Annotated in this window: 24 protein-coding genes and 1 tRNA gene; 15 read left to right on the forward strand and 10 right to left on the reverse strand. The window is 72.6% G+C overall.

All coding sequences use genetic code 11. From position 1 onward, the window contains the following. The first annotated feature begins 45 nt into the window (after positions 1-45). Positions 46-531 carry a GNAT family N-acetyltransferase gene (locus SGLAU_RS14005; RefSeq protein ID WP_043501548.1) on the forward strand — a complete coding sequence of 162 codons (486 nt, stop codon included), beginning with the start codon at positions 46-48 and terminating at the stop codon, positions 529-531. 118 nt (positions 532-649) lie between these two features. Here SGLAU_RS14005 and SGLAU_RS14010 read toward each other — a convergent pair whose 3' ends face one another. The 3 genes from SGLAU_RS14010 to SGLAU_RS14020 all read right to left on the reverse strand — a co-directional run bounded on the left by SGLAU_RS14010 (position 650) and on the right by SGLAU_RS14020 (position 5,536). Continuing rightward, positions 650-1,540: a cellulose-binding protein gene (locus tag SGLAU_RS14010; RefSeq protein ID WP_043501550.1), complete on the reverse strand. Its 891-nt coding sequence runs from the start codon at positions 1,538-1,540 to the stop codon at positions 650-652. Between the two features lie 169 nt (positions 1,541-1,709). Beyond that, positions 1,710-4,514: an SUKH-4 family immunity protein gene (locus SGLAU_RS14015; RefSeq protein WP_043501553.1), complete on the reverse strand. Its 2,805-nt coding sequence runs from the start codon at positions 4,512-4,514 to the stop codon at positions 1,710-1,712. Positions 4,515-4,522: 8 nt separating this feature from the next. Continuing rightward, a complete protein-coding gene (locus SGLAU_RS14020) occupies positions 4,523-5,536 on the reverse strand; it encodes an SMI1/KNR4 family protein (protein ID WP_078957711.1) in 1,014 nt (337 codons plus the stop codon). A gap of 418 nt (positions 5,537-5,954) precedes the next feature. Between SGLAU_RS14020 and SGLAU_RS14025 the strand changes: the two genes are divergently transcribed. Continuing rightward, a complete protein-coding gene (locus SGLAU_RS14025; protein WP_043501555.1) occupies positions 5,955-6,470 on the forward strand; it encodes a YwqJ-related putative deaminase in 516 nt (171 codons plus the stop codon). A 41-nt stretch (positions 6,471-6,511) separates the two neighbouring features. Next, positions 6,512-7,006: an SUKH-3 domain-containing protein gene (locus SGLAU_RS14030; RefSeq protein ID WP_043501557.1), complete on the forward strand. Its 495-nt coding sequence runs from the start codon at positions 6,512-6,514 to the stop codon at positions 7,004-7,006. 111 nt (positions 7,007-7,117) lie between these two features. On the opposite strand, the gene SGLAU_RS14035 is transcribed toward SGLAU_RS14030, so the two are convergent. Further along, entirely contained in the window at positions 7,118-8,437 is a 1,320-nt protein-coding gene (locus tag SGLAU_RS14035) for a sensor histidine kinase (protein WP_043501559.1), read from the reverse strand. Between the two features lie 166 nt (positions 8,438-8,603). Here SGLAU_RS14035 and SGLAU_RS14040 point away from each other — a divergent pair, with 166 nt between their 5' ends. From SGLAU_RS14040 to SGLAU_RS14075, 8 genes are all read left to right on the forward strand, one after another. Next, positions 8,604-9,476 carry a hypothetical protein gene (locus tag SGLAU_RS14040; RefSeq protein WP_043501561.1) on the forward strand — a complete coding sequence of 291 codons (873 nt, stop codon included), beginning with the start codon at positions 8,604-8,606 and terminating at the stop codon, positions 9,474-9,476. Positions 9,477-9,487: 11 nt separating this feature from the next. Beyond that, positions 9,488-9,561 (forward strand) — tRNA-Gln (locus SGLAU_RS14045). Between the two features lie 128 nt (positions 9,562-9,689). Further along, positions 9,690-11,138, forward strand: coding sequence for a bifunctional UDP-N-acetylglucosamine diphosphorylase/glucosamine-1-phosphate N-acetyltransferase GlmU (glmU, locus tag SGLAU_RS14050; protein ID WP_078957712.1), 1,449 nt, complete (start codon positions 9,690-9,692; stop codon positions 11,136-11,138). Between the two features lie 140 nt (positions 11,139-11,278). Continuing rightward, positions 11,279-12,259: a ribose-phosphate diphosphokinase gene (locus SGLAU_RS14055; RefSeq protein WP_043501563.1), complete on the forward strand. Its 981-nt coding sequence runs from the start codon at positions 11,279-11,281 to the stop codon at positions 12,257-12,259. Between the two features lie 185 nt (positions 12,260-12,444). Continuing rightward, positions 12,445-13,041, forward strand: a complete 597-nt coding sequence (locus SGLAU_RS14060) for a 50S ribosomal protein L25/general stress protein Ctc (RefSeq protein WP_043501565.1) — start codon at positions 12,445-12,447, stop codon at positions 13,039-13,041. A gap of 80 nt (positions 13,042-13,121) precedes the next feature. Beyond that, complete coding sequence (gene pth / locus SGLAU_RS14065) at positions 13,122-13,724, forward strand: aminoacyl-tRNA hydrolase (RefSeq protein WP_043501567.1); 603 nt, start codon at positions 13,122-13,124, stop codon at positions 13,722-13,724. Between the two features lie 54 nt (positions 13,725-13,778). Beyond that, positions 13,779-14,267, forward strand: a complete 489-nt coding sequence (locus tag SGLAU_RS14070; protein ID WP_043501570.1) for a hypothetical protein — start codon at positions 13,779-13,781, stop codon at positions 14,265-14,267. A gap of 139 nt (positions 14,268-14,406) precedes the next feature. After that, positions 14,407-15,123, forward strand: a complete 717-nt coding sequence (locus SGLAU_RS14075) for a hypothetical protein (protein ID WP_043501573.1) — start codon at positions 14,407-14,409, stop codon at positions 15,121-15,123. A 70-nt stretch (positions 15,124-15,193) separates the two neighbouring features. Here SGLAU_RS14075 and ppc read toward each other — a convergent pair whose 3' ends face one another. Further along, positions 15,194-17,926, reverse strand: coding sequence for a phosphoenolpyruvate carboxylase (ppc, locus tag SGLAU_RS14080; protein ID WP_043501576.1), 2,733 nt, complete (start codon positions 17,924-17,926; stop codon positions 15,194-15,196). 285 nt (positions 17,927-18,211) lie between these two features. Between ppc and SGLAU_RS14085 the strand changes: the two genes are divergently transcribed. Then, positions 18,212-19,225 carry an acyl-CoA desaturase gene (locus SGLAU_RS14085; protein ID WP_043501577.1) on the forward strand — a complete coding sequence of 338 codons (1,014 nt, stop codon included), beginning with the start codon at positions 18,212-18,214 and terminating at the stop codon, positions 19,223-19,225. Beyond that, on the forward strand, positions 19,222-19,899 hold the full coding sequence (locus tag SGLAU_RS14090) for a TetR/AcrR family transcriptional regulator (RefSeq protein WP_043501581.1): 678 nt from the start codon (positions 19,222-19,224) through the stop codon (positions 19,897-19,899). The genes SGLAU_RS14085 and SGLAU_RS14090 overlap by 4 nt, the downstream gene beginning before the upstream one ends. 118 nt (positions 19,900-20,017) lie before the next feature. On the opposite strand, the gene SGLAU_RS14095 is transcribed toward SGLAU_RS14090, so the two are convergent. Beyond that, positions 20,018-20,833 (reverse strand): trans-aconitate 2-methyltransferase, encoded by an 816-nt coding sequence (locus SGLAU_RS14095; RefSeq protein WP_043501583.1) that lies wholly within the window; start codon positions 20,831-20,833, stop codon positions 20,018-20,020. A gap of 94 nt (positions 20,834-20,927) precedes the next feature. Between SGLAU_RS14095 and tamR the strand changes: the two genes are divergently transcribed. Continuing rightward, positions 20,928-21,425, forward strand: coding sequence for a MarR family transcriptional regulator TamR (gene tamR / locus SGLAU_RS14100; protein ID WP_043501585.1), 498 nt, complete (start codon positions 20,928-20,930; stop codon positions 21,423-21,425). Here the strand turns inward: tamR and SGLAU_RS14105 are convergent. Continuing rightward, entirely contained in the window at positions 21,384-22,160 is a 777-nt protein-coding gene (locus tag SGLAU_RS14105; protein WP_043501587.1) for a LuxR C-terminal-related transcriptional regulator, read from the reverse strand. The genes tamR and SGLAU_RS14105 overlap by 42 nt on opposite strands. A gap of 250 nt (positions 22,161-22,410) precedes the next feature. Here SGLAU_RS14105 and SGLAU_RS14110 point away from each other — a divergent pair, with 250 nt between their 5' ends. Then, positions 22,411-22,881: a GNAT family N-acetyltransferase gene (locus SGLAU_RS14110; protein ID WP_043501588.1), complete on the forward strand. Its 471-nt coding sequence runs from the start codon at positions 22,411-22,413 to the stop codon at positions 22,879-22,881. Positions 22,882-22,930: 49 nt separating this feature from the next. On the opposite strand, the gene galK is transcribed toward SGLAU_RS14110, so the two are convergent. From galK to galT, 3 genes are read right to left on the reverse strand one after another with little or no spacing between them, the layout of a single operon-like run. Beyond that, complete coding sequence (gene galK / locus SGLAU_RS14115) at positions 22,931-24,082, reverse strand: galactokinase (protein WP_043501591.1); 1,152 nt, start codon at positions 24,080-24,082, stop codon at positions 22,931-22,933. 2 nt (positions 24,083-24,084) lie between these two features. Continuing rightward, entirely contained in the window at positions 24,085-25,062 is a 978-nt protein-coding gene (gene galE / locus SGLAU_RS14120) for a UDP-glucose 4-epimerase GalE (RefSeq protein WP_043501593.1), read from the reverse strand. Then, positions 25,062-26,120, reverse strand: a complete 1,059-nt coding sequence (gene galT, locus SGLAU_RS14125; RefSeq protein WP_043501595.1) for a galactose-1-phosphate uridylyltransferase — start codon at positions 26,118-26,120, stop codon at positions 25,062-25,064. The genes galE and galT overlap by 1 nt, the downstream gene beginning before the upstream one ends. Between the last annotated feature and the right edge of the window lie 96 nt (positions 26,121-26,216).

Raw genomic sequence — 26,216 nt, forward strand, 5'->3', positions numbered from 1 at the left:
CGCCCCGCGGCGGCGTCCCGCCGGCCGGGGCCGTACGCTCGGCCCATGGTGACCCTGGAGCGGCTGCGGGCCGGGCACGCGGAGGCGCTGCTGTCCTTCGAGCGGGAGAACCGCGAGTACTTCGCCCGCACGGTGCCCGACCGCGGTGACGCCTACTTCACCGGGTTCACCGACCGCCATCGCGCGCTGCTCGCCGAACAGGCCGCCGGGACCTGCCACTTCCACGTCGTCCTGGACGCGGACGGGCACCTGGTCGGCCGGGTCAACCTGGTCGACGTCGTGGACGGCACGGCGGAACTCGGCTACCGCGTGGGGGAACGCGCCGCGGGCCGGGGCGTCGCCACCGCGGCGGTGGGGCTGGTGTGCGAGGCGGCGGCCACGGCGTACGGGCTGCGCGCGCTGACCGCGGTCACCACGCTGGACAACACCGCCTCCCGGGCCGTGCTCCGCCGCTGCGGGTTCACCGAGGCGGACCCCCTGACCGTCGACGGCCGCCCCGCACTCCTCCACCGACGCGCACTCCTGCCCTGAGGGCCGGCCGTCGACCGCCCCGCGCCGAGGCCACTGCGCCCGGCGCGAGCGCCGTCACGGTGACGCTCACCGGTGCCGTACGGGCCCTCCCACCGCCGGAGGCGCCGGCGCACCCGCCTCACTCCGTCGGCGTGCACCCGCCCGTGAGCGCCGCGAGGCTGTCGCGCACCTGGTCCATGTGCGCCTGCACGTCGTCCCAGCGCTCCCCGTGCTCCCGCAGCACCCGCTCGGTCTCACGGACGATGCGCTCCTCCCGCGCCCGTGCCTCGGCGACGATGCCGGCGGCCCGTGCCTGCGCCTCCTCCTGCCGGCACCGGGCGGACTCCTCCGCCTCGGCGAACGCCTCCTCCGCCTCGGCGAGCCCGGCCTCGGCCCGCGCCAGCATGTCGGCGTGACGGGCGTCCAGCGCCGCGGCGCGCGCGGCCGCCGACCGCTCGGCGGCCTCCCACCGCTCGGCGTGGTCCTTCTCCTGGTCGGCGAGGAGGGCTGCGGTGCGCCGGCGCACCTCGCGCAGGGCGGCGAGCGCCTCCGCGCGGCGCTCCTTGACCTCCCGCCGGGCCGCGACCCGGATCTCGTCGGCCTCGGCACGGGCCGCGTCCAGCCGCTGCCGGGCCCGTTCCTCGGCCTCCGCGCGCAGCGCACCGGCGTCCGCCTCCGCGGCCCGGCGCACCTCCAGCGCACCCTCCTCGGCCCGCGCGACCCGCTCGTGCGCCTCGCGCCGGGCCCGCTCCCGCACGTCGGCCGCCTCCTCCTCCCCGAGCTGGAACAGGCGCCGGGCGCGCTCCCCCAGCGCCTCGTACGTCTGCGGCGCGAGCCGGGCCACGGCCGCCCGCAGCAGTTCCGCCTCCTGCTCCATCTCCCTGGCGAGCACGGTGAGCCGGGCCGCCCGCTCCCAGGCGGCGTCGCGGTCCCGGCAGAGCGCCGTGGCGAACGTGTCGACCTGTTCGGGACGGTAACCACGCCCCCGCACGGCCGTGAAGCCGTGCGGGGACACCGACGCACCGCTCATTCTGGAGCCCTTTCCCACCGACCACCTGATGTCGTGCACATCTTGATGGATCGACAGGAACCTCCCGGAACATGACACTTCACGGGAAGGTGCACACAAAAGGGCCTGGCCCGGTCGGGGAAGACCGGGCCAGGCCCCTCACTCACACACCGTCAGAACGCCGCCGCCGTCACAGCAGCCCGTCCCACATCTGCTCCAGCAGCACCGACCACCAGCTCTCCGGCGAACCGAGCGCCGCCGGGTCGAGAGCGGCCAACTGGGCCTGGAAGTCGACGGTCCAGCGGCCCGCCTGCTCCTGGTTCAGCCCGAACCGCAGCCGCCACATCCGACCCAGCAGCGCCAGGCAGCGCGCGAACTCCGGCAGTCCGGTGTTCACGAACTGCGGCGGCACCGGCGCCCCGCCCGGCCCGGCCTCCACCGGCACCGCGACGATGTTCGCCGTGCCGTACTGCACACAGATCGCCTTGCCGAAGTCACTGCCCATGACGAGGTAGGACCCCGCGTCCGCGGCGGGCCGCACCCCGCGCTCCTGCGCCAGCTCCGCCAGCGTCGGCACCGGCCGCCCCGGCTGCGCCTGCGCCCAGAAGAACGGCCCCATGTCGACCGGCAGACCGGCCACCACCAGCGTGTGCGCGACGATCGGCGGCACGCCCTGCCGGGACACCGCCGCCTGCTCGAACCGGAAGACACCCGGCCCGAACGCCGCCGCCAGCTCCTGCGCCACGCCCTCCGGCGGAACCGGCGGCAGCGGCTGCACCGGCGGCAGCGGCGCGCGCACCGGAGCGGGGCGCGCGGGCCCGTCCGCGACCTGGTGCAACTCGCCCTGGTGGGCCAGCAACTGCTGCATGCCCTGCTGCCGGCTGGCGTGGTCCGTGCCGTACGGCGCGATCGACGTGATCCGCGCCTGCGGCCACTGCTCCCGGATCATCCGCGCGCAGTAGGCGCCCGGCAGCTCGCACGACTCGAGCTCCGTGTGCAGCTCCAGCACCTGGTCCGGCGGCACGTTCATCGCCCGCAGCTCGTGGAAGATCTGCCACTCCGGGTGCGGGGTGCCCGGCGCCGAACGCCGGATCAGCTGCTGCTCCGAACCGTCCTGGGCGCGGTAGCGCAGCACGGCCTGGTAGCCCGGACCGACCGTCGGCTGCCCCTGCTGCGGATAGCCGTACGCCGGCGGCTGCGCACCCGGCACGGGCTGCCCCGGGAACGGCGGCTGACCGGGCACGGGCTGACCCGGCGCGGGCGGCATCGGCTGCGGGGCACCCGGCGGCACCCCGGGGGCGCCCGGCACGCCGGGCACGCCCGGGGCGCGCGGCGGCGGGGGCGCACCGGGACCGCCGACCGGCGGTGCGGCCAGCATGGTCTCCGCGTGATGCACGGCACCGGGCGCACCCGGAACACCCGGAGCGCCGGGAGCACCCGGAGCGCCGGGGACACCCGGGGGCTGCGGCGCCCCGGGGGCCGCCGGAGGACCCGGAGGCTGTGGCGCGCCCGGACCCATCTGCGACGGGTCGGCCAGCATCGTCGCCGCGTGGTGGACACCGCCCGGAGGCGTGCCGCCAGGCGTGTTCGGCGCACCCGGACCCGCCGGACCCTGGGGACCGTCGGGCCCGAGGGCGGACACGAGCTGGGTGGGCACGTAGGCACCACCGGAGGGGGTGCCCGGAGCGGGCGCCGGAGGCGGCGTACCACCCGGCCGCGCGCCCGGGGTTCCCGGGGCGCCCGGCGGAGGCGGCGGCGTCGCGCCCCCGCCCCGGCCACGGCGCGGCGGCGGGGCCGCCTTGCTGGTGGCGGCGTCGGCGATGTCCCCGGGCTGCGGCGGCGCGGGCCGGGCACCGCCCGCCTGCGGGTGACCGTGGGACGGCGCGCCAGGAACGGGCGGCGGCGTACTGCCCGGCGGCGCGGGCGGCGGCGGAGGCGCGCTCCCCTGCGGAGCGCCCGGGACCGGCGCCCCCGGTACGGGCGGCACGGAGGGCGGAGGCGGCGTACCCGGAGCGCCCGGCGCCGCGGGCACGCCGGGCGCGGGCACGCCCGGCGCCGCGGCGGCACCCTGACCACCCGGGGCGCCCGGCGCACCGGGGTCGCTCAGTGCCGGCGCGATCGCCGTGGGCGGAAGCCGGCTGCCCCCCTGGAGCAGTTCCGTCTTCGCCTCCGGCACCACCGCCGGCGGCACCTCGTCGTCCACCCCGCTCAGCGGCGGCGCGAACACGGTCTCCGGCAGCGGCACCGAACGGTCCTCACCGGCATCCGCGTTGGTGTCGGTCCCGGCCCACGGAGTGGCCCCCACGGGCACGTCCGGCGCACCACCCGGCACGGCACCGGGCGCGGCACCGGACGGGCCACCCGGCGCCGCCGAACCGACAGCACCCGGACCGCCCGAAGGACCCGCAGCCCCGGAAGGACCCGGAGTGCCCGCCGCACCCGCCGGAATGCCCGCCTGGGTCTCCGGAAGCGCCGGCCCGGCGGCCGCGGCGGCCGGCCCCGGCACCGCGTCCGCGGGCCCGCCCGGCCCGGACACCGCGTCCCGCGGCCCCGCCCCCGGCGACCCCGCGTCCCCCGGCGACACGTCCCGCGACGCCCCGCCCCGCGACTCCCGCTGATCCGGGATGCCCAGCCTGTCCGCCGCGTCCTGCAACCACTCCGGCGGAGTCAGCAGGAACGACGTCTGATTCAGATCGACCCGGGCCGCGGGCGCCGGCACCGGCTCCTCCGCCACCTCACGGCCGTACTCCTCCTCGTACCGGCGAATCACCTCACCCACCGGCAGCGACGGCCACAGCGTCGCCTCCCCGCTGTCCCGGGCGATCACCAGCCGCTGCGCGCCGCCGTCCGAGCGCGGACCGTCCTCCCGGTCCTCCGCCCACACCACGAAGCCCAGCTCGAACTCCCGCACCCGCACCTCACGGTGCTGGTACGACGGCACATCGCCGTTGATCCACTCCTCCGCGCGCTCCTGCGCCTGCGCGAATGTCACCATCGGTCAGCTCACTCCCCGGACACCGGCACGGACCGCGCGAAACCGCCGTCCACCATCAAGTTCGCCACCGTCTCCAGCTCCGGCGGACTGCCCGCCAGCCGCGACAGGAACGCGTCGAAGTCGTCCCCGCACGGCAGCAGCAGCCGCTCCACACGCTCGGCGGGCGGCACCGCCGGATCCACGTCCCGCGCGTCGTCGTACGCGCAGAACCACACCGAACCGACCCGCTCGCCCTTCACCTTCACCGCGAGCAGACCACCCTGCACGAAACCGACCCCCAGGTAGTCCTTGGTCAGGTGATCCCGCAAGCACTTGTTGACGTACACCAGGTCGTTGACCGCGGCCTCGTCCCGCACCGTGAAGAACGGCTGGTCGATCAGCAGCCCCAGCTCCGCGTCCAGCGCGGTGCCCACCGGCGCACAGCCACCCGCCGCCTTCAGGAACGACCGGTAGGCGCCCGGCAGCCGGTAACCGAGGTCCTCCTCGACCCCCTGCACCTGCGCCTCACTCACCGCCACACCCGACTTCGGCAGCCCGAAGTGCGCCGGACGCGTCTCCTGCAACGGCCGCGTCCCCCGCTTGCCCTGGTCCACCGCCGCCGTCGCGATCCCGCCGTGATGCCGCAGCAGCGCCTTCACCTCGACCGGCACCAGCTCCAGCCGCCGCGACCCCACCACGTGGTGCCACGTCCAGCCGTGCGGCGTCGCCACCGCCGGGATCGTGTCCCACAGCTCGTGCCCCGACGCCGCCAGCGCCGCGTTCGCCGAGACGTAGTCGGTCAGCCGCAGCTCGTCGACACCGAAACCCTCCGGCGGCTCGGCGATCTCCGCCGCCGCCCGCGCATACGGCGAGAAGTCGGGATAGCCGCGCTCGTCCACCCGCACCCCTCTCGGATGACGGGCCGCCCGGACCGGATCCGGGAAATGCACGACCTGCCCGGCGTAGGCCGCGTTCGGCGGCGCGGCTTGTCCCCCGGCCTGGCGGCCGGGAGGTGCCCCCAGCCCGAGCCGACCTGTCGTCATGGCGGTTGCCCCCTGCGGCACTCTGTACGACCCGTAACGACCGACTCCGGCCGCTACGCCCCGTATCGACTTCTCTGCTCCGACGGCGCCCCTCGGGCCGGCACGCCGACCGCGCGCGACGCGGTGCCGACAGCCTATGCGGTACCGCGAAACCGGTCACCGGCGCCGGTCACGCCCACCCCACCCCACCGGACGAAAACCTTCCGCATCAACGGACCACCACGGCCACCACCCCGGAACCCCCGCCCCGCCCCCCAATCCCACGCCACAGCCCTGACACACCGTCACCATCGCGTCACCACCACGTGACAGCACACCCCCGACCGTGCGTCTCCACCCCGCCCCAGCTTCCGCACCAGCCACGGCATTTGGCACTCTGTGTCCGCCGGGGGGATGCACGCGAGGGGAAAACACGACCATGAACGCCACGCAAACAGGACCGCACACCAGCACCTCCGGCGACCCCCGCGTCGGCTGGAGCACCACCGACGAACGCCCCGCCCCCACCCTCCGTCACCGCCGCGACGGCATACTCCCCACCGTCGCCGCCGCCCTCTCCGTACGCGGCACCACCCTCACCGGCACCGCCGCCCGCGGCGACCGGCCCCCCACCCTGCACCCCCTGGTCCAGGACTTCCTCGACACCCTCACCAGCGCCCAACGCGACCGCTTCACCGGCCGCTGCGCCGAAACCCTCCTCATCTCCCGCCACCTCACCACCGCCGACGCCGCCCGCAGCAAACGCGCCGCCCGCCGGCCCATGACCAACGGCGAAGCCCGCAAATCCCTCAAACAGGCCAAACTCACCGCCCGCCGCATCCGCGAGGACGGCGACCCCCTGCACGGCACCTTCGCCACCCCCTGCCGCGCCTGCACCGCCCTCAGCGCCCACTTCGGCGTCCGCATCGTCGACCCCACCGCCACCGACCACTGACCCCACCCGCCGCCCCACGACACCACGACGAACCAGGGCAGATGCACACCGACCGCACCTCCACCACCCGCTTCTCCGTCCCCGTCGACGCCGCCCTGCGCGCCGCCGGCTGGCAACCCGGCCGCTGGGACATCGAACAAGCCGAGATCTGGGCCGACACCCTCCGCGGCCACACCTCACCCAACGGACACCGGCACGCCGTCTCCCCCGCCGCCGTCGAAGCCTGGGCCGAATTCGGCGGCCTGCACATCACCCCCACCGGCCCCGGCCGCCAGCTCGCCCCCGCCGCCCTCCACCTCGACCCCCTGCACGGCCTCCACCTCGCCCGCACCCTCGGCGACCTCGGCCGCGCCCTCGACACCGAGATCAGCCCCCTCGGCGCCGAAACCGACACCCAGGCGCTCCTCGCCATCGACACCGAAGGCCGCGTCTACGCCCTCGACCACACCGGCGACTGGTACCTCGGCCCCGACATCGACCACGCCCTCACCACCCTCGTGGCCGGCCTGGAACCCGTCCGCCTCACCGCCGGCTGACCGGACCACGGGCAGCACCCCGGCCCCACCGACCGCCCAGACACCACCCCACGGCCGCCTCCCGGCCCACCGCACCCGCGGCCCGAGAGATACCCCCGGACCCCACACGCCCTACGACGCCGGAATCACCGCCGACACCCGGAAACCCCCCGCATCCGTCGGCCCCGACACGAACACCCCGCCCAGCCCGACGACCCGCTCCTTCATCCCCACCAGCCCATTGCCCCCCGAAGGCAACCGGGCCGACGACACCGACGACGACTCCGACGGCGGCTCGTTCTCCACCTGCATCGCGATCTCCGACGCCCGATGCGCCAACCGCACGTACGTCTTCGCCCCCGCCGCGTGCTTGTGGACGTTCGTCAACGCCTCCTGCACCACCCGATACGCCGTCTGCTCCACCTCCGGCGCATACGCCCGCGCCTCCCCCTCCACCGACAGATCCACCACCAGCCCCGTCGCCGCCGACTGCCCGATCAGCTCGTCCAGCTCCGACAGGCAGGGCCCCTCCCCCGGCTCCTCCGCCGCCCGCGACACCGCCGCGGCCGCAGCCGCCGCACCCACCGCCGCCAACGGCACCGACGCCCCCGGACGCCGCCCCGCACCGTCCCCCGAACGCAGCACCCCCAGCATCTCCCGCAACTCGGTCAACGCCTGCCGCCCCATGTCCCCCACCAGCGCGGCATTGCGCACCGCCTTCTCCGGATCCTTCCGCGCCACCGCCTGCAACGCCGCCGCGTGCACCACCATCAGACTCACCCGGTGCGCGACCACGTCATGCATCTCCCGGGCGATCCGCGTCCGCTCCTCGCTGCGCGCCCACTCCGCCCGCTCCTCCGCCCGCTCCGCGAGCAGCTGAAGCTCCCGCTCCAGCGAATCCGCCCGCTCCCGCAGACTCTCCATCAGCCGCCGCCGCGCCCCCACGTACAGCCCCAGCAGCAACGGCGGCGCCGTCACCCCCAACGACGCGGTGATCGAGACGAACGGGACGAACCAGTCCCCCACGCTCAGCTCCACCTCACCGCCCGCCGTGTCCTGCTGCGCCCGCACCAGCGTCACCACCAGCGTCCCCGCCAGCGACATCCCCGCCAGCGCCGCGATGATCCGGCGCGGCAGCTCCGACGCCGCCAGCGTGTACAGGCCGACGACCGTCAGCAGCAGGCCCATCTGCGCCGGCGCGATCGCGATCGACACCAGCACCACGGCGATCGGCCACCTGCGCCGCCACAGCAGCGCGGAGCCGGCCACCACCCCGAACGCGACCCCCGCCGCCTCCGGGATCCCCGCGTCCTGGGCGAAGGGGTAGCCCTCCACCGAACACTCCAGCGCCGACAGCAGCGCCAGGCTCCAGTCGAGCACCGCACTGCGCCGTCTCTCCCACCACCACGGCCCCGACCGGGCCTCCGTGTGGTCATCCCCCGTCGTGGTCATGGCTCCAGCCTACGGGCGGCGGGGCGGCCTTTTCCGGCGAGTTCCGACGACTGGCCCGCACCACACCCCGTAATCGAATAACAGCGAAACCCGCCGTAATCCCTCGAACTGCTGAACCACTCCCGTTCGACCCCGGAATCCCACATTTCACCCGGACGGTATGCCTATGGCACATTCCAGCGGCAAGTACGCCGACTTCGAGGAGCTGCGCAGCCAGGCGATCGGCCTGCGGCGGGCGGGGCTCAGCCGACGGCAGATCCGGGACCGGCTGCACGTCGACAACAACGACATCCTCAACCGCCTCCTGGAGGGCGAGCCGGCTCCGGAGTGGACGAAGCGGCCCAACGCGAAGGACGACCTGCGCGAGAGGGCGAGGGAGCTGCGCCTGCGGGGCTGGACCTACGACCGGATCCAGCTGGAGCTGGGGTGCTCCAAGAGTTCGATCTCGCTGTGGGTGCGGGATCTGCCGAGGCCGGAGCGACGCCCCCCGGCCGAGCAGGCGAGACTCGCGGCCCGCAAGCGATGGGAGCACGAGCTGGCTCGACGCGACGAGGAGCGGCAACGCACGAAGGCCGCGGCGGCGGCCGGGGTCGGCGACCTGTCGGACCGGGAGGTGTTCCTCGCGGGAGTGGTCCTCTACTGGGCCGAGGGCGCCAAGGACAAAACGTACAGCCGCCGGGAGAGGCTGCAGTTCATCAACAGCGATCCGAACGTCATCAGGTTCTACCTGCGCTGGCTCGACGCGCTGGGCGTGGAGCGCGAGCGGCTGCGCTTCCGGGTGAGCATCCACGAGCGCGCGAGCGTGGCCGACGCGGAGAGGTTCTGGGCGGATCTGGTCGGCATCGGGACGGCCGACCTCCAGGCGTCCTCCCTCAAGAGGCACAACCCCAGGACCAGCCGGAGGAACACCTCGGACGGTTACCACGGCTGCCTGACCATCACCGTGCTCAAGAGCGCCGACCTGTACCGTCGCATGGAAGGCGCCTGGTACGGCATAGTTGGCTCTGCGCGCATGCCCGATCAACAGAATCGGACATAGCGTCCAAACCATCCCGGATCGTCTAAGGGTAGGACAAACGGTTTTGGTCCGTTGAATGAGGGTTCGAATCCTTCTCCGGGAGCCACAGCACACACATTCTCCGTTCGGGTCCCGGCTGGCACCGCCCAGTCGGGACCCGCTCTCGTCTCCCCCCGAAACGCCCCCGGTATCCTGCGGTTGTCCACACCCCACTCCACAGCCGAAGGGCATCCCGTGAGCGCCATTCGCCCGGCAGCCGTCGTCGTTCTCGCAGCGGGTGAGGGCACCCGTATGAAGTCGGCCACACCCAAGGTCCTGCACGAGCTCTGCGGACGCAGCCTCGTGGGGCATGTGCTGGCCGCGGCCGGTGAGTTGAAGCCGGAGCATCTCGTCGTGGTCGTCGGGCACGCCCGCGAGCAGGTCACCGCGCATCTCGCGGAGGTCGCCCCCGGCGCCCGCACCGCCGTGCAGGCGGAGCAGAAGGGCACCGGGCACGCCGTCCGGATGGGCCTGGAGGAGCTGGGCGGGAGCGTCGACGGGACGGTCGTGGTCGTGTGCGGGGACACCCCGCTGCTGACCGGTGACACCCTCGGGCAGCTGGCCCGGACGCACGCCGAGGACGGCAACGCCGTGACGGTGCTCACCGCGGAGGTCCCGGACGCGACCGGTTACGGCCGGATCATCCGGGACGAGGCGACGGGTGCCGTGACCGCGATCGTCGAGCACAAGGACGCGACCGAGGCGCAGCGGGTGATCCGGGAGATCAATTCCGGGGTGTTCGCGTTCGACGGCCGGCTGCTCGCCGAGGCGCTGGGGAAGGTCCGTACGGACAACAGCCAGGGCGAGGAGTACCTGACGGACGTCCTGGGGATCCTGCGGGAGGCCGGGCACCGGGTGGGTGCGTCGGTGGCGGCCGATCACCGGGAGATCGCGGGGATCAACAACCGGGTGCAGCTCGCCGAGGCGCGGCGGATCCTGAACGACCGGCTGTTGACGCGCGCGATGCTGGCGGGTGTCACGATCGTGGATCCGGCGTCGACGTGGGTGGATGTGACGGTGACGTTCGGGCAGGACGTCGTGGTGCATCCGGGGACGCAGTTGCAGGGCGCCACGCAGTTGGCCGAGGGCTGTGAGGTGGGTCCGAACAGCCGGCTGAGGGACACCCGGGTCGGTGCGGGGGCGCGTGTCGACAACACGGTGGCCGAGGGTGCGACGGTGGGCGCGGAGGCGACGGTGGGTCCGTTCGCGTATCTGCGGCCGGGGACGCGGCTGGGCCGCAAGGGCAAGATCGGGACGTACGTCGAGACGAAGAACGCGTCGATCGGTGAGGGTACGAAGGTGCCGCATCTGTCGTACGTGGGGGACGCGACGATCGGTGAGTACACGAACATCGGTGCGGCGAGCGTGTTCGTGAACTATGACGGTCAGGAGAAGCACCACACGACCGTCGGGTCGCACTGCCGTACCGGTTCGGACAACATGTTTGTGGCTCCTGTCACGATCGGGGACGGTGCCTATACGGCTGCCGGCTCCGTGATCACGAAGGATGTGCCGCCCGGCTCGCTCGCTGTGGCCCGTGGTCAGCAGCGGAATATCGAGGGCTGGGTGGCTCGTAAGCGTCCGGGGAGTGCGGCGGCGAAGGCGGCCGAGGCGGCTTCCCGGGAGCCGGACGGCGAGGGCTGACCGGAAACAGGTGCGTCCGGGACGGCGTACCGTGATAAGTGCACACCCGCACCCCACCAGCTGAGACGACGTTTCTCGTGCTTCGGCTGCCGAGACGTCGTGTCGACACCCAGCTGTGACACCTCTGAGGAGAAAGTGCTGTGACCGGGATCAAGACGACCGGCGAGAAGAAGATGATGTTCTTCTCCGGCCGCGCCCACCCCGAGCTTGCCGAGGAGGTCGCCCACCAGCTGGGTGTCGGGGTTGTCCCGACGAAGGCCTTCGACTTCGCCAATGGCGAGATCTATGTCCGCTATCAGGAGTCGGCGCGTGGCGCGGACTGTTTCCTGATCCAGAGCCACACGGCTCCGATCAACAAGTGGATCATGGAGCAGTTGATCATGATCGACGCGTTGAAGCGTGCGTCGGCGCGTTCCATCACGGTGATCGTGCCGTTCTACGGTTACGCGCGGCAGGACAAGAAGCACCGGGGTCGTGAACCGATCTCGGCGCGTCTGATCGCGGATCTGATGAAGACGGCGGGTGCGGACCGGATCCTCACGGTGGATCTGCACACGGACCAGATCCAGGGCTTCTTCGACGGTCCGGTGGACCACTTGTTCGCGCTGCCGCTGCTGGCCGATTACGTGGGCAAGAAGGTGGACCGGCAGAAGTTGACGGTGGTGTCTCCGGACGCGGGCCGGGTGCGGGTCGCGGACCGGTGGTGTGACCGGCTGGGCGCGCCGCTGGCGATCGTGCACAAGCGGCGTGACAAGGACGTGGCGAACCAGGTGACGGTCCACGAGGTCGTGGGTGAGGTCGCGGGCCGGGTGTGTGTCCTGGTCGATGACATGATCGACACGGGTGGGACGATCTGTGCGGCCGCGGACGCGTTGTTCGCGCATGGTGCGGAGGACGTGATCGTGACGGCGACGCACGGTGTGCTGTCGGGTCCGGCGGCGGACCGGCTGAAGAACTCGCGGGTGAGTGAGTTCGTGTTCACGAACACGCTGCCGACGCCGGGTGAGCTGAGCCGGGACCTGGACAAGCTGACGGTGCTGTCGATCGCTCCGACGATCGCGCGTGCGGTGCGTGAGGTGTTCGAGGACGGTTCGGTGACGAGTCTGTTCGACGAGCAGTAGGTCTTCCGGGGCGTTCTGCCTGATCGATTTTTCTGCGGCCTCCTGCGCCGAGTACTCTGTTGCAGTTGCTCGGCGAGGGAGGCCGTACGCGTGTGTACGGCGGTCCGTTATCGACGCGCTCTTCGTAGCAGGCCGTTCGTGGCCGGGTGACCCGTCCGTTCCGCTTCCTACGAGGAGTGATCATCATGTCCGAGGTGAAGCTCACCGCCGAGACCCGTACCGAGTTCGGTAAGGGTGCCGCCCGTCGTATCCGTCGTGACAACAAGGTTCCGGGTGTGCTGTACGGCCACGGTTCCGACCCGCTGCACCTGACCTTCCCGGGTCACGACCTGCTGCTGGCGCTGCGTACGCCGAACGTCCTGATCTCCCTGGACATCGACGGCAAGTCGCAGGAGCTGGCGATTCCGAAGGCCGTGCAGCGTGACCCGCTGAAGGGCTTCCTGGAGCACGTGGACCTGCAGCTGGTCAAGCGTGGCGAGCAGGTCACGGTCGAGATCCCGGTGGTCGCCGAGGGCGAGCTGGCCCCGGGTGGCAACCTGCTGGAGCACGTGCTGAACGCGCTGCCGGTCGAGGCCGAGGCCACGCACATCCCGGAGCAGGTGACCGTGTCCGTGGAGGGTCTGGAGGCGGGTGCCTCGGTCCACGCCAAGGACATCGCGCTGCCGAACGGTGTGACGCTGGCCGTCGAGGAGGACGCTGTCGTCCTTCAGGTCCTGGCCGCGCAGGCCGAGGAGACTGAGGGCGAGGGCGCCGAGGGCGGCGAAGAGTCCGCCGAGGCCTGATCCCAGGTTTTTTCCGTCGTCAGCCGCTGTCTCCCCGGGTTTTCCGGTGGGGGCGGCGGCTGGCGTGTATCCGAGGAGATGTGGACGTGACGACCGATGCGGGTGTGCCCTGGCTGATCGTGGGGCTGGGGAATCCGGGGCCGGAGTACGCGATGAACCGGCACAACGTCGGTTTCATGGTGGTGGATCTGCTGGCGGAGCGGGTCGGGGGCCGGTTCAAGCGGGCGGGCAAGGCTCAGGCGCAGGTGGTGGAGGGGCGGATCGGTCCGCCGGGGCCGGGGAGCCGGCGGGTGGTGCTGGCGAAGCCGATGTCGTTCATGAACCTGTCGGGGGGTCCGGTGAACGCGTTGCGGGACTTCTACAAGGTTCCGGTGGAGCGGATCGTGGCGGTGCATGACGAACTGGACATCGACTACGCGACGCTGCGGCTGAAGCTGGGGGGTGGTGACAACGGGCACAACGGGCTGAAGTCGATGACGAAGGCGATGGGTTCGGATTATCACCGGGTGCGGTGCGGTATCGGGCGGCCGCCGGGGCGGATGCCGGTGGCGGATTTCGTGCTGCGGGATTTCTCGTCGGCGGAGCGCAAGGAGCTGGACTGGTTCGTGGACCGGGCGGCGGATGCGGTGGAGTGTCTGGTGCTCGATGGGCTGGAGCGGGCGCAGGGCACGTACAACTCCTGACGTTTCGCCCAGCGAAGTTGACCGGCCGTGCAGGTATGGCCAAAGATCGCGGCCATGCCTTCTGCGGTCGTCTCCCGTCCGGGTGCCGTCGCCGTGCTGCGCTTCGGCCGGTGTGCGGCGATGAGTGTCGTCACGGCGCTGATCCTGGTGGCCGGGGTGTGGGCCTCGTGGGGGTCCGCCCAGTACGTGATGCTGACGAAGGGGCGGGAGAGCGGCACCGTCGAGGTGGCCGATTGCGGCGGTGGTGTCTGTGCGGGGCCGTACACGCCGTTGTCGCACGGTTCGCTGCCGCGGGAGCGGGTGGTCGTCGAGGATTCGGCGGCGGTGCGCGAGGGCCGCACGTACACGGTGGTGATGAAGCCGGACGGTGACGAGGCGGTGCGTTCCGGCCCGGCCGGGATCCTGTACGCGTGGGTGCCGCTCGGCGGGGCGCTGCTGCTGGCCTCGGTGGTGGTGGCGGGCGGTCTGCGCCGGACGCGAGCCGCGTGGGTGCTGGCGGGGTCGGGGGTCGCGCTGCTGACGGCGGCGTTCGTGACCATGTGAGGGGTTGGCCCGTTCTCCACGTCTGTGGAGGGTTCGGGTGTTGCCCGTTCGTGATTGACCGGCCGGCGGGCGGGGCTGGAAGCTGAGCCGCCCCCTCCACATCTCGCCGTTCACTCTCCCGAAGATGGACCACTGCCTCATGCGAACCCTCTCGCGCGCCGGCGCCGTCTGCGCCGCCGCCTCCGCGGCCCTGCTGCTGCTCGCCCCGGCCGCCCATGCCGCGCCGCCCGGTGACAACGGCACGGTCAAGATCCACGATGCCGTGACCGGCGAGGAGCTGCGCCGCAACGAGCCGCACGTGTGCGCCTTCTACCTGGACGCCTTCGGTTTCGACGGCGGTCAGCGGGTGGACTGGCGGATCGAGGCGGTCCCGCCGGGCGGGAACGCGGGCGAGACGGTGGAGTCCGGTTCCCTGGCGCTGGACGGCGCGGGGCACGGCCGGACGGCGGACCTGTCCCTGCCGGACGGGCACTACAAGCTGTTGTGGACCTTCGAGGGCGAGAAGGGCGCGGGCAAGCACAAGGTCTTCTGGTCGGATTGCGCGGACGAGGGCGGGGACGCGGGGGCGGGGCCGCGGGAGAGCGGCGGTGCGGTGCCGTCGGGCTCGGGCTCGGCCTCGCCGTCGCCGTCGGCTTCGGCTTCGGGTCCGGCTTCGCAGGGCGCGCCGGAGGCGTCCGGGGCGCCGGGTGCGTCCGCCGGTGCGGGCGTGTCGCCGTCCCCGGGGGGCGGTGCGGACGGGGACCTCGCACGGACCGGGAACGGGGCGCCGGTGGGCCTGCTGTCGGGTGCGGCGGCGGCGCTGCTGGCGGCGGGCGGTTGCCTGGTGGTGCGCCGGCGCAGGGCCGGCCAGGGCTGACGTACGCGTGCGGAAGGGCTGTGCCCCCGGGTCCGCGGACCCGGGGGCACAGCCCTTCTCGTGTGGGTGGTCAGCCGGTGTTGCGCAGGCCGGCGGCCACGCCGTTGACGGTGAGCAGCAGGGCGCGGGAGAGCAGCGGGTCGGGCTGTTCGCCGGCGGCTGCGGCGTCGCGCTGGCGCTTGAGGAGGGCGACCTGGAGGTAGGAGATCGGGTCCAGGTAGGCGTCGCGGATGGCGAAGGTCTGCTTGAGGACGGGCTGCGCGTCGAGGAGTTCGTCCTCGCCGGTGATGCGCAGGACCTCGGCGACGGTCAGCTCGTGTTCGGCCTGGATGGTGTCGAAGACGTGCTTGAGGTCGTCGGGCACGAGGGTGTCGACGTAGTGGCGGGCGATCCGCAGGTCCGTCTTGGCGAGGGTCATCTCGACGTTGGAGACGAAGTTGCGGAAGAAGTGCCACTGCCCGTACATCTCGTCGAGCACGGTGTCCAGGCCGGCCTCGCGCAGGGCCTTCAGGCCGGAGCCGACGCCGAACCAGCCGGGGACGATCTGCCGGGACTGGGTCCAGCCGAACACCCACGGGATGGCGCGCAGGCCGTCGAGGCCGGCGCCGGAGTCGGGGCGCCGGGAGGGCCGGGAGCCGAGGTGCAGGTCGGCGAGCTGGTCGACGGGGGTGGAGGCGAAGAAGTACGCGGGCAGGTCGGGGTCCTCGACCAGGCGCCGGTAGGCGGCGTGGGCGGCGTCGGAAACGACGTCCATCGCGGCGTCCCAGCGGGCGAGGGCCTCGTCGGACTGGCGCGGGGCGGTGTGCAGGGCGGAGGCCTGGAGGGTGGCCGCGACGGTCAGCTCCAGGTTCTCGCGGGCCAGTGAGGGGATGAGGTACTTGTCGGAGATGACCTCGCCCTGCTCGGTGACCTTGATCTCGCCTTCCAGGGTTCCCCAGGGCTGGGCGAGGATCGCGTCGTGGGTGGGGCCGCCGCCGCGGCCGACGGTGCCGCCGCGGCCGTGGAAGAGGCGCAGGCGGACGCCGTAGCGGTGGGCGACGTCGCGCAGGCGGCGCTGGGCGCGGTGGATCTCCCACTGGCTGGTGGTGATGCCGCCGAACTTGGAGGAGTCGGAGTAGCCGAGCATGACCTCCTGGACGTCGCCCCGCAGCGCGACCAGGCGCCGGTAGGACGGGTCGGAGAGCATGTCCTCCAGGATGGTGTCGGCGGCCTTGAGCTCGTCGGTGGTCTCCAGCAGCGGCACGATGCCGATCTTGGCCCAGCCGGCGTGCAGGTCGATGAGGCCGGCCTCGCGGGCGAGGACGGCGGCGGCGAACACGTCGTCGGCGCCCTGGCACATGGAGATGATGTAGGACTCGATGACCTCGGGTCCGAAGACCTCCAGGGCCTTCTTGACGGTCTGGAAGACACCGAGGGTCTTCGCGCCCGCCGCGTCGACGGGGGCGGGGCTCGGGGCGAGCGGCCGCCGGGACCGCAGTTCCTTGGCGAGCAGCTTGGTGCGGTAGTCGCGCGGCATGTCGGCGTACCGCCAGGATTCCTCGCCGAGCCGGTCGAAGAGCTGGCCGAGGGCGTGGTGGTGGGCGTCGGCGTGCTCGCGGACGTCCATGGTGGCGAGCTGGAGGCCGAAGGCGGCCAGGGTGCGGATGGTGCGGTTCATCCGGCCGTCGGCGAACAGGGCGCCGCGGTGCTCGCGCAGGGAGGTCTGGATGAGGGTGAGGTCCTGGAGCAGTTGGCCGGTGCCGAGGTAGTCGCGGCCGGGCTCGTGCGGGGTGCCCTTGGCGAGGCGCTGCTTGGTGTTCTCCAGCTTCTGCCGGATGCAGGTGGCCTTGAGCCGGTAGGGCTCCTCGGCGTTGAGCCGCTTGTAGCGGGGGCTGATCTCCGGGAGGTTGTCCAGGTCGGTCTGGAGGGAGGCCCGCAGTTCCTCGGTGGCTCCGCTGTAGCGGATGGAGTTGGAGAGGAAGCCGCGCAGTTCGTCGATCATCTCCAGGGCGTCGTTGATGCCGTGCTCGTGCTGGAGGATGAGGACGTCCCAGGTGACCTGGGGGGTGACGTTGGGGTTGCCGTCGCGGTCGCCGCCGATCCAGGTGCCGAAGGTGAGGGGGCGGGTGTCGTCGGGGAGGGTGACGCCGACGCGTTCGAGTTCGGCGGTGAGGTCCTCCAGGACGTCGCCGACGGCGTTCGCGTGGAGTTCGTCGAGGTAGTAGATCGCGTTGCGGGCCTCGTCGGCCGGCTCGGGGCGGACGACGCGCAGTTCGTCGGTCTGCCACACGAGGTCGATGTTCTCGGCGAGCCGGACGTCGTGGCGGCGCCGGTCGGAGTCGAGGACGGGGGTGTCCAGCAGGGCGGCGATCCGGCGGAGCTTGTTGAGGACCGAGCGGCGGGCGGCCTCGGTGGGGTGGGCGGTGAAGACGGGCCGCACGTTGAGGTTGCGGACCGTCTCGCGCAGGTGTTCGGGGTCGGCGTCCTTGAGCCGGTCGGCCGTGCGGGAGAGCAGGCCTCCCTCGGCGGCCCGCTTGGCGCGCAGCTCGCGGCCCCGGTGGACCTGCTCGGTGACGTTGGCCAGGTGGAAGTAGGTGGAGAAGGCGCGGACCAGCTTGGCCGCGGTCTCCAGTTCCGTGCCGCGCAGCAGCTCGGCGGCGGCCTCGCCGTCCTCTCGGGTGAGGCGGCGTACCTTCTCGACGAGGTCCAGCAGCTCCGGGCCCTCCTGCCGCACCAGGGTCTCACCGAGGAGATCACCCAGCCGGCGGATGTCGGCGCGCAGTGCGCTGCTGTTCGTCGTGGTCTGGTCGTCGGCACTGCTCACAGGTGCGGCTCCTTGCAGTGTTGAAGCTCGTCTGGGAGGGGAACCCGGACGGCGTCTCGCGCGGCGGCTGCCGCATACGGGCCGGACATCCGGGAAGTAAACAGAGCGGACCGCGCTGTCCGACCGACTCCAAGGATAGGTGTCCACGCGGACGCGCAGAGCTTCGGGCTCTTGCCGCCGTGCGCGGCACTGACATACTTACGACGCCGTAGGTTACGGAACCGTAGGGAGCGCTCGGTTCCCGGACCGCGGCTTCCACAACCCTCGACCCCACAGGGGACGCCCATGACCCCACGTTCCGATGTGATCGACGACGCGCCGAAGTCGACCTCCGAGACCGCGACGATGCCGTCCGCCACGCTGGGCGGCGAGAAGAAGCGGTCCGTCGAGCAGATCACCCTGCTGCTGTTCATCGTCGTCCCGTTCCTCGCGCTGCTGGCGGCCGTGCCGCTGGCGTGGGGCTGGGGCGTGAGCTGGCTGGACCTCGGTCTGCTGGTCTTCTTCTACTACCTCGGCTGCCACGGCATCACGATCGGGTTCCACCGGCACTTCACCCACGGCTCCTTCAAGGCCAAGCGCCCGTTGAAGATCGCGCTGGCGATCGCCGGGTCGATGGCGGTGGAGGGCCCGCTGGTGCGCTGGGTGGCCGACCACCGCAAGCACCACAAGTACTCCGACGCGGAGGGCGACCCGCACTCCCCGTGGAAGTACGGCGAGACGGTGCCGGCGCTGATCAAGGGCCTCTGGTGGGCCCACATCGGATGGATGTTCGACGAAGAGCAGACTCCGCAGGACAAGTACGCCCCGGATCTGATCAAGGACAGGACGCTGCGCACGATCTCCCGGCAGTTCGTGCTGTGGACGATCGTCTCGCTGGGCCTGCCCGCGCTGATCGGCGGCCTGGTCACGATGTCGTGGTGGGGCGCGTTCACCGCCTTCTTCTGGGGGTCCCTCGTGCGGGTGGCGCTCCTGCACCACGTGACGTGGTCGATCAACTCGATCTGCCACGCGGTCGGCAAGCGCCCGTTCAAGTCGCGCGACCGCTCGGGCAACGTGTGGTGGCTGGCGATCCTGTCCTGCGGCGAGTCCTGGCACAACCTGCACCACGCGGACCCGACCTCGGCGCGCCACGGTGTGATGCGCGGCCAGCTGGACTCCTCCGCCCGGCTGATCCGCTGGTTCGAGCAACTGGGCTGGGCGTACGACGTGCGCTGGCCGTCACGCTCGCGTATCGATTCCCGGCGCAGCACCGGCGAAGACGGCTCCCGGCGCCGGAAGGAGACCGCCGAGGCGGCATGATGGACGCCGTGGCGACCGACTCCAGCAGTACCTCGAACAGTGACAAGCCGCGGCGGACCCGCCGCACCCGGATGACCGGAGCGGAGCGGCGCCAGCAGCTGCTGGAGATCGGTCGCACCCTCTTCGCCGCGAAGGGCTTCGAGGGCACGTCGGTGGAGGAGATCGCCGCGAAGGCGGGCGTCTCCAAGCCGGTGGTGTACGAGCACTTCGGCGGCAAGGAGGGGCTGTACGCGGTCGTCGTGGACCGTGAGATGCGCCGCCTGCTGGAGATGGTGACCGGGTCGCTGACCGCCGGGCACCCGCGTGAACTCCTCGAACAGGCGGCGTTCGCCCTTCTGGACTACATCGAGGAGTACACGGACGGCTTCCGGATCCTCGTCCGCGACTCCCCCATCCCCCAGTCGACGGGTTCCTTCGCCTCGCTGATCTCCGACATCGCCACCCAGGTGGAGGACATCCTCGGCAAGGAGTTCAAGAGCCGCGGCTTCGACCCGAAGCTGGCCCCGCTCTACGCCCAGGCCCTGGTCGGCATGGTCGCCCTGACCGGCCAGTGGTGGCTGGAGGTCCGCCGCCCGAAGAAGGCGGAGGTGGCGGCGCACCTGGTGAACCTGGCGTGGCACGGCCTGGACGGGATGGAGCCGAAGCCGCGGCTGATAGGCCACCGCAAGAGCTGAGGCCCCGTCCGGCGGGACGTTCTCACGCGGGTGTCTCGCCGGGGGCCGGGCGGCCGCTCTCCGCGGGGGGCCGGCCGCCCAGCGCCCCGCAGGCCGCCCGCCCAGCGCCCTGCGGTTGTCACGCCTGGCGCCCGCCCTCCTTGCGGGCCACCGCGAAGACCCGGCGGAAGGGGAACGGGGTGCCGTGCCGGGTCGCCGGGTACGCCTCGCGCAGTGCCTCGCGGTAGGCGCGGACGAACTCCTCCCGCGCCCCGGGGTCGGTGTCGAGCGCGGTGAGGACCGGGCGCAGGGCGGTGCCCCGCACCCAGTCCAGGACCGGGTCCTCGCCCGCCAGCAGGTGGACGTACGTCGTCTCCCAGGCGTCGGTGTCGCAGCCGAGGGCGGTCAGGCGGTTCAGGTACTCCACCGGTGTGTGCACGGCGTCCTCGTGGCGCAGGGCCCCGGCCAGCCGGTCCCGCCAGCGGGGTGCGTGCGCGAGTTCGCGCAGCAGGCGGTGGCTGGGCGCGTCGAAGTTGCCGGGGATCTGGAAGGCCAGCGTGCCGCCGGGTGCCAGCCCGGCGATCCAGTCGGCGAAGAGGTCGGCGTGCCCGGGGACCCAGTGCAGGGTGGCGTTGCTGATGATCAGGTCGTGCGGCTCGGCGGGAGTCCAGGTGCGGATGTCGGCGTGGGCGAAGTCCAGCCGGCCGCCGCCGGTGACCTCTCCCGGCCGGGTCCGGGCGAGCATCTCGGGTGAGTTGTCGTAGCCCGTGACGTGGGCGGTGGGCCAGCGGCGGGCGAGCAGTGCGGTGACGTTGCCGGGTCCGCAGCCGAGGTCGGCGATGCGCGGCGGGTCGCCGGGGAGGCCGGGGACGCGGGCGAGGAGGTCGGTGAAGGGCCGGGCGCGGTGGCCCGCGTGGCGCAGGTACTGGGCCGGGTCCCAGGCGGGGGCGGGCATGCGGGGCCTCCTGTCGTCGACGGTTCCACACTGCCCCGCCGGGTATCTTGACGTCAAGAGACTTCACGTCGACACAACCACTACACTGATCGTCATGGAGGACGAGGTCGATCGGCTGGTCGCAGCGTGGCGCCGGGAGCGCCCGGACCTCGACGTGGAACCGCTCGAGGTGCTCAGCCGGGTGAGCAGGCTCGCCCGGCACCTGGACCGCGCACGCCGGCTGGCCTTCGCCGAGCACAGTCTGGAGCCCTGGGAGTTCGACGTGCTCACCGCCCTCCGGCGCGCGGGCACGCCCTACCAGCTCTCGCCCGGCCAGCTGCTGACGCAGACCCTGGTCACCTCCGGCACGATGACCAACCGGATCGACCGGCTCGCCAAGAAGGGCCTGGTCGAACGGCTGCCCGATCCCAGCGACCGGCGCGGCGTGCTGGTCCGGCTCACCGCCGAGGGCCGCGACCGCGCCGACCAGGCACTGGCCGGACTGCTGGACCAGGAGCGGGCCATCCTGGCCGAGCTGTCCCGGGCCCAGCGCGGTGAGCTGGCCGCCCTGCTACGCCAGCTGACCGCCCCGTTCGACAACATCCCCGGTTAGGTCGGCCGGCCCGACCCCGGCCCGCCGGGCGAGCGCCACGGCGGCCAGCGTCGAGTGCACCCCCAGCTTGCCCAGCACGTTCTGCATGTGCGTCCGCACGGTGTGCGGGCTGAGGAACAGCCGCTCGGCGACCGCCTTGCGGCCCAGCCCCGCCACCATGCAGCGCAGCACCTCCCGCTCCCGCGGGGTCAGCGACTCCACCAGCCGCTCGCTCTCGGTGCGGTGCCGGCGGGCCGCGGTCAGCTCGCGCAGCACCCCGGTGAGCAGCGCGGGCGGCAGATGGGTCTCGTCCCGCAGCACCCCGCGGATCACGGTGAGCAGCCGGGACAGCGAACAGTCCTTGGCGACCCACCCCGAGGCGCCCGCCTGGAGCGCCAGCGCCGCCCGGCGGGGATCGTCCTTCTCCGCGAGCACCACGATCCGCACCCCGGGCTGCGCCGTGCGCACCCCGGCGACCAGGGAGATCCCGTCCACTGCGCCGTCCTCGCCGCCGTCCCGCTGCGCGGGCACGGCCGCCACCGCGGGCCGTATGCCGGGAACGCCGCCCAGGTCGGCGTCGACGAGCAGCACGTCGAACCGCCGGCCGTCGGCCGCGGCCCGCTCCAGGCAGCGCAGCGCGGCCGGGCCGCTGCCCGCCGCGGACACCTCGACGTCCGGCTCCGCGGCCAGGGCCGCCGCCAGCGACTCGGCGAAGATGCGGTGGTCGTCGACGACCAGGACTCGGATGCGAACCACTGAATACCCCCACTGGTCCGGACAGACCCGGAGAACGAAAGCGCCGGCGCGGGTACGACGTCCACATGGCCGCGGCGACCACGACCGCACGGCCGCCGCCGTGCCGTGACCGCTGCCTCGCACGGGGGCGCCGTACCCGACTTCGACTCGCCCCCTGAACAGCACCGGCCCCCACCGGTGCCGATCCTCAGAGTACGGGCGGGGGGCCACGGCGGAAGGCTATTTGCAGAACTGGCGGTCCGGCGCGTTTATGGTGAGCCGCATGTTTCGTCTTGAGACAGAAGTCGACAGGGTCCGACGCGATCTCCTCCGCTCACGGCTGGCCGACACCAACGCCGCGGCCTCCCCGGTCGTGGCGGCGCTGCGGGGTACGCCGGGGGAGCGCGAGACCCCGTTGCACGTCTGGGCGTCGGACGAGGCCGGGGGGCTGGCGGGCGGACTGGTCGGGCACACCTGGGCGACCTGGCTGCAGGTGACGTACCTGTGGGTGGACGAACGGCACCGGGGGGCGGGCCTGGGCGGCCGGCTGCTGGGCGAGGCGGAGCGGATCGCCCGCGACGAACGCGGCTGCGCGGCCGCGCGGCTGGAGACCTGGGACTTCCAGGCCCCGGAGTTCTACCGCAAGCAGGGCTACGAGGTGGTGGGCGTGATCCCCGACTATCCGCCGGGGATCACCGAGTACACCCTGGTGAAGCGGTTCCGGACGGCGGGTTCCCGCTGAACCCGCTCCCGGCGCGGCGCGCTGCGGCGCGGCGCCAGGAGTGTCCGCCCTAGCCGATCCGTCGCGCGCCCGGTGAGGGAACCGCCTCGAACACCCGCGGCGCCGTGAGACCGGCCGCCGCGAAGGCCTCCTCGACCGCCTTCGTGACGGTGCCGGCGTCCGCCGCCTCGGTGAGCACGATCGCCGAGCCGCCGAAGCCGCCGCCGGTCATCCGGGCGCCGAGGGCGCCCGCGGCCAGCGCGGAGTCGACCACCAGGTCCAGCTCCGGGCAGGAGACGCGGAAGTCGTCCCGCAGGGAGGCGTGGCCCTCGGTCAGGACCGGCCCGATCGCCCGTGTCTCGCCCGACTCCAGCAGGGCGACCACCCGCTCGACGCGCTCGTCCTCGGTCACCACGTGGCGGACCAGCCGGCGCACCTCCTCGTCGTCGAGCCGCGCGAGGGCCGCGTCCAGCTCCCCGTACGGGACGTCCCGCAGGGCGTCCACGCCGAGCAGGGCCGCGCCCTTCTCGCAGCCCGCGCGGCGCTTGCCGTACTCGCCGGTGCTGTGCGCGTGCTTGACCCGGGTGTCGACGACCAGCAGCCGCATGCCCTCGGCCGCCAGGTCGAAGGGGATCTGCCGCTGCGACAGGTCCCGGGTGTCCAGGAACAGGGCGTGGCCGTCGGTGCAGCAGGCGGCGGCCGTCTGGTCCATGATGCCGACGGGCGCGCCGACGTAGACGTTCTCGGCGCGCTGGCACAGCCGGGCGAGCTGCCAGCCCTTGAGGCCCAGCCCGTACAGGTCGTTCAGGGCGAGCGCCACCACCACCTCGAGGGCCGCGGAGGAGGACAGGCCCGCGCCCGCCGGGACGGTGGAGGCGAGGTGGATGTCCGCGCCGGTCACCGCGTGCCCGGCCTCGCGCAGTGCCCACACCACGCCCGCCGGGTAGGCCGTCCACTCCCGGTCCGACTCGGGTGCCAGGTCGTCGAGCCGCAGCTCGGTGACACCGCCCCCGATGTCGGCGGAGTGCAGCCGCAGACGGCCGTCCGTGCGCCGGGAGACCGCGGCGAGCGCGGTGTGCGGCAGCGCGAAGGGCATCACGAAGCCGTCGTTGTAGTCGGTGTGCTCGCCGATGAGGTTGACGCGGCCGGGAGCCGCCCAGACCCCCTCGGGGTCCGCCCCGTACAGCTCGGCGAAGCCGTCCCGCACCTGCTGTGCGCCCACGCTCACTGCTCCCTCGCGTTGCCTGCGGTCTGCTGCGCGAACTCCCACGCGTCCGCGACGATGCCCGCGAGGTCGGCGCGGGACGGGGTCCAGCCCAGCTTCGCGCGGGCGGTGTCCGCGGAGGCGACCAGGACCGCGGGGTCGCCGCCGCGGCGGGGCGCGGGGACCTCCGGGATGGGGTGGCCGGTGACCCGGCGGGCGGTCTCGATGACCTCGCGGACGGAGAAGCCGTTGCCGTTGCCGAGGTTGCAGATCAGGTGCTCGCCGGGCCGCGCGGCCTTCAGGGCCAGCAGGTGGGCCTCGGCGAGGTCGGCGACGTGGATGTAGTCGCGGACGCAGGTGCCGTCCGGGGTCGGGTAGTCGTCGCCGTAGACGGAGATGGCGTCGCGGCGGCCCTGGGCGACCTGGAGGACCAGCGGGATGAGGTGGGACTCGGGGTCGTGGCGCTCGCCGTACTCGCCGTAGGCGCCGGCCACGTTGAAGTAGCGCAGCGAGACCGCGCCGAGGCCGTGGGCCTTCGCCTCACCGGTGATCATGTGATCGACGGCGAGCTTGGACGCCCCGTAGGGGGAGGTGGGGGCGGTCGGGTCGGTCTCGGTGATCGGTGTGCTGACGGGCTCGCCGTAGGTGGCCGCCGTGGAGGAGAAGACCAGTGTGCGCACGCCCGCCTCGCGCATCGCGCCGAGCAGGGCGAGGGTGCCGCCGACGTTGTTGTCCCAGTACTTCTCCGGCTTCACCACCGACTCGCCGACCTGGGAGAAGGCGGCGAAGTGGAGCACGGCGTCGTAGGAGGGGTCGAGCCACTTGGCGGCGTCGCGGATGTCGCCCTCGACGAAGGCGGCGCCGGCGGGCACGCCCTCGCGGAAGCCGGTGGAGAGGTTGTCCAGGACGGTGACCTCGGCGCCCGCCTCCAGCAGATGCTGGGCGACGACACTGCCGACGTATCCCGCGCCACCGGTGACCAGGTACTTACCGCTCATCAACTCGCTACCTCTCGCAGTCGCTCGGCCGCGCGCTCCGGCGGCACGTCGTTGATGAAGACGCTCATGCCGGACTCGGAACCCGCGAGAAACTTCAGCTTGCCGGAAGTCCTTCGGACGGTGAAAAGCTCCAGGTGGAGCGCGAAGTCGTCCCGGGTGACGCCGTCGAACTCCGCCAGCGGGCCGAACGGGGCCTGGTGCCAGGCCGCGATGTACGGCGTGGGCGGTTCACCTTCACCGAAGATCCGGTCGAAGCGCCTCAAGAGTTCCAGATAAACCTGGGGGAACTCTGAGCGCGCGTCCTCGTCGAGGGCGAGCAGATCGGGCACGCGGCGCTTCGGGTACAGGTGGACCTCGTACGGCCAGTGCGCGGCGTACGGGACGAAGGCCGCCCAGTGTTCACCCTCAAGGACGACCCGCTCACCGGCCAGCTCACGCTCCAGTACGGCGTCGAACAGGTTCTCCCCGCCGGAGGCGTCCTTGTGGGCGGCGAGCGAACGCAGCATCAGGGCGGTGCGCGGGGTGGTGAACGGGTAGGCGTAGATCTGGCCGTGCGGGTGCTGGAGCGTGACCCCGATCTCGGCTCCGCGGTTCTCGAAGCAGAACACCTGTTCCACGGAGGGCAGATGGGAGAGCTCCGACGTCCGGTCGGTCCAGGCGTCCAGGACCAGCCGCGCCTGCTCCTCGCTCAGGTCGGCGAAGGACGAGGTGTGGTCGGAGGTGAAGCAGACGACCTCGCAGCGGCCGGAGTCGCCCGCCAGCGAGGGGAAACGGTTCTCGAAGACGACGACGTCGTACGAGGAGCCGGGGATCTCGCTCAGCCGCTCGCCCTCGGACGGGCACAGCGGGCATTCGTCGGCCGGCGGGTGGTAGGTGCGGCCCTGCCGGTGCGAGGCGATGGCGACCGAGTCGCCGAGCAGGTCGTCGTGGCGGACCTCGGAGGTCGTCACGGTCGGGTCCAGCGGACGGCGGTCGACGGCGTTGCGGACGGTGTCGTCGCGCAGGTCGTAGTAGATCAGCTCACGACCGTCGGCCAGCCTGGTCGAGGTCTTCTTCACCGCGGACTCCTCATTCGAGCCACCCCATCACGTACCCACTCATCAAACAGAACCAAACACATCGAAACACAACTCACCACGGCCGTCAACATCACA

It is taken from the genome of Streptomyces glaucescens, assembly GCF_000761215.1.
GTDB classification, from domain to species: domain Bacteria; phylum Actinomycetota; class Actinomycetes; order Streptomycetales; family Streptomycetaceae; genus Streptomyces; species Streptomyces glaucescens_B.

What these genes read in the sequence shown, in the direction of transcription:
- SGLAU_RS14035 (WP_043501559.1), bottom strand. Translation starts at nt 8,437, where the DNA reads ATGACCACGACGGGGGATGACCACACGGAGGCCCGGTCGGGGCCGTGG.
- SGLAU_RS14005 (WP_043501548.1), top strand. Translation starts at nt 46, where the DNA reads ATGGTGACCCTGGAGCGGCTGCGGGCCGGGCACGCGGAGGCGCTGCTG.
- SGLAU_RS14025 (WP_043501555.1), top strand. Translation starts at nt 5,955, where the DNA reads ATGAACGCCACGCAAACAGGACCGCACACCAGCACCTCCGGCGACCCC.
- SGLAU_RS14040 (WP_043501561.1), top strand. Translation starts at nt 8,604, where the DNA reads ATGGCACATTCCAGCGGCAAGTACGCCGACTTCGAGGAGCTGCGCAGC.
- SGLAU_RS14085 (WP_043501577.1), top strand. Translation starts at nt 18,212, where the DNA reads ATGACCCCACGTTCCGATGTGATCGACGACGCGCCGAAGTCGACCTCC.
- SGLAU_RS14070 (WP_043501570.1), top strand. Translation starts at nt 13,779, where the DNA reads ATGCCTTCTGCGGTCGTCTCCCGTCCGGGTGCCGTCGCCGTGCTGCGC.
- SGLAU_RS14020 (WP_078957711.1), bottom strand. Translation starts at nt 5,536, where the DNA reads ATGACGACAGGTCGGCTCGGGCTGGGGGCACCTCCCGGCCGCCAGGCC.
- SGLAU_RS14030 (WP_043501557.1), top strand. Translation starts at nt 6,512, where the DNA reads ATGCACACCGACCGCACCTCCACCACCCGCTTCTCCGTCCCCGTCGAC.
- tamR (WP_043501585.1), top strand. Translation starts at nt 20,928, where the DNA reads ATGGAGGACGAGGTCGATCGGCTGGTCGCAGCGTGGCGCCGGGAGCGC.
- galE (WP_043501593.1), bottom strand. Translation starts at nt 25,062, where the DNA reads ATGAGCGGTAAGTACCTGGTCACCGGTGGCGCGGGATACGTCGGCAGT.
- SGLAU_RS14015 (WP_043501553.1), bottom strand. Translation starts at nt 4,514, where the DNA reads ATGGTGACATTCGCGCAGGCGCAGGAGCGCGCGGAGGAGTGGATCAAC.
- SGLAU_RS14095 (WP_043501583.1), bottom strand. Translation starts at nt 20,833, where the DNA reads ATGCCCGCCCCCGCCTGGGACCCGGCCCAGTACCTGCGCCACGCGGGC.
- SGLAU_RS14060 (WP_043501565.1), top strand. Translation starts at nt 12,445, where the DNA reads ATGTCCGAGGTGAAGCTCACCGCCGAGACCCGTACCGAGTTCGGTAAG.
- SGLAU_RS14110 (WP_043501588.1), top strand. Translation starts at nt 22,411, where the DNA reads ATGGTGAGCCGCATGTTTCGTCTTGAGACAGAAGTCGACAGGGTCCGA.
- SGLAU_RS14010 (WP_043501550.1), bottom strand. Translation starts at nt 1,540, where the DNA reads ATGAGCGGTGCGTCGGTGTCCCCGCACGGCTTCACGGCCGTGCGGGGG.
- SGLAU_RS14090 (WP_043501581.1), top strand. Translation starts at nt 19,222, where the DNA reads ATGATGGACGCCGTGGCGACCGACTCCAGCAGTACCTCGAACAGTGAC.
- SGLAU_RS14075 (WP_043501573.1), top strand. Translation starts at nt 14,407, where the DNA reads ATGCGAACCCTCTCGCGCGCCGGCGCCGTCTGCGCCGCCGCCTCCGCG.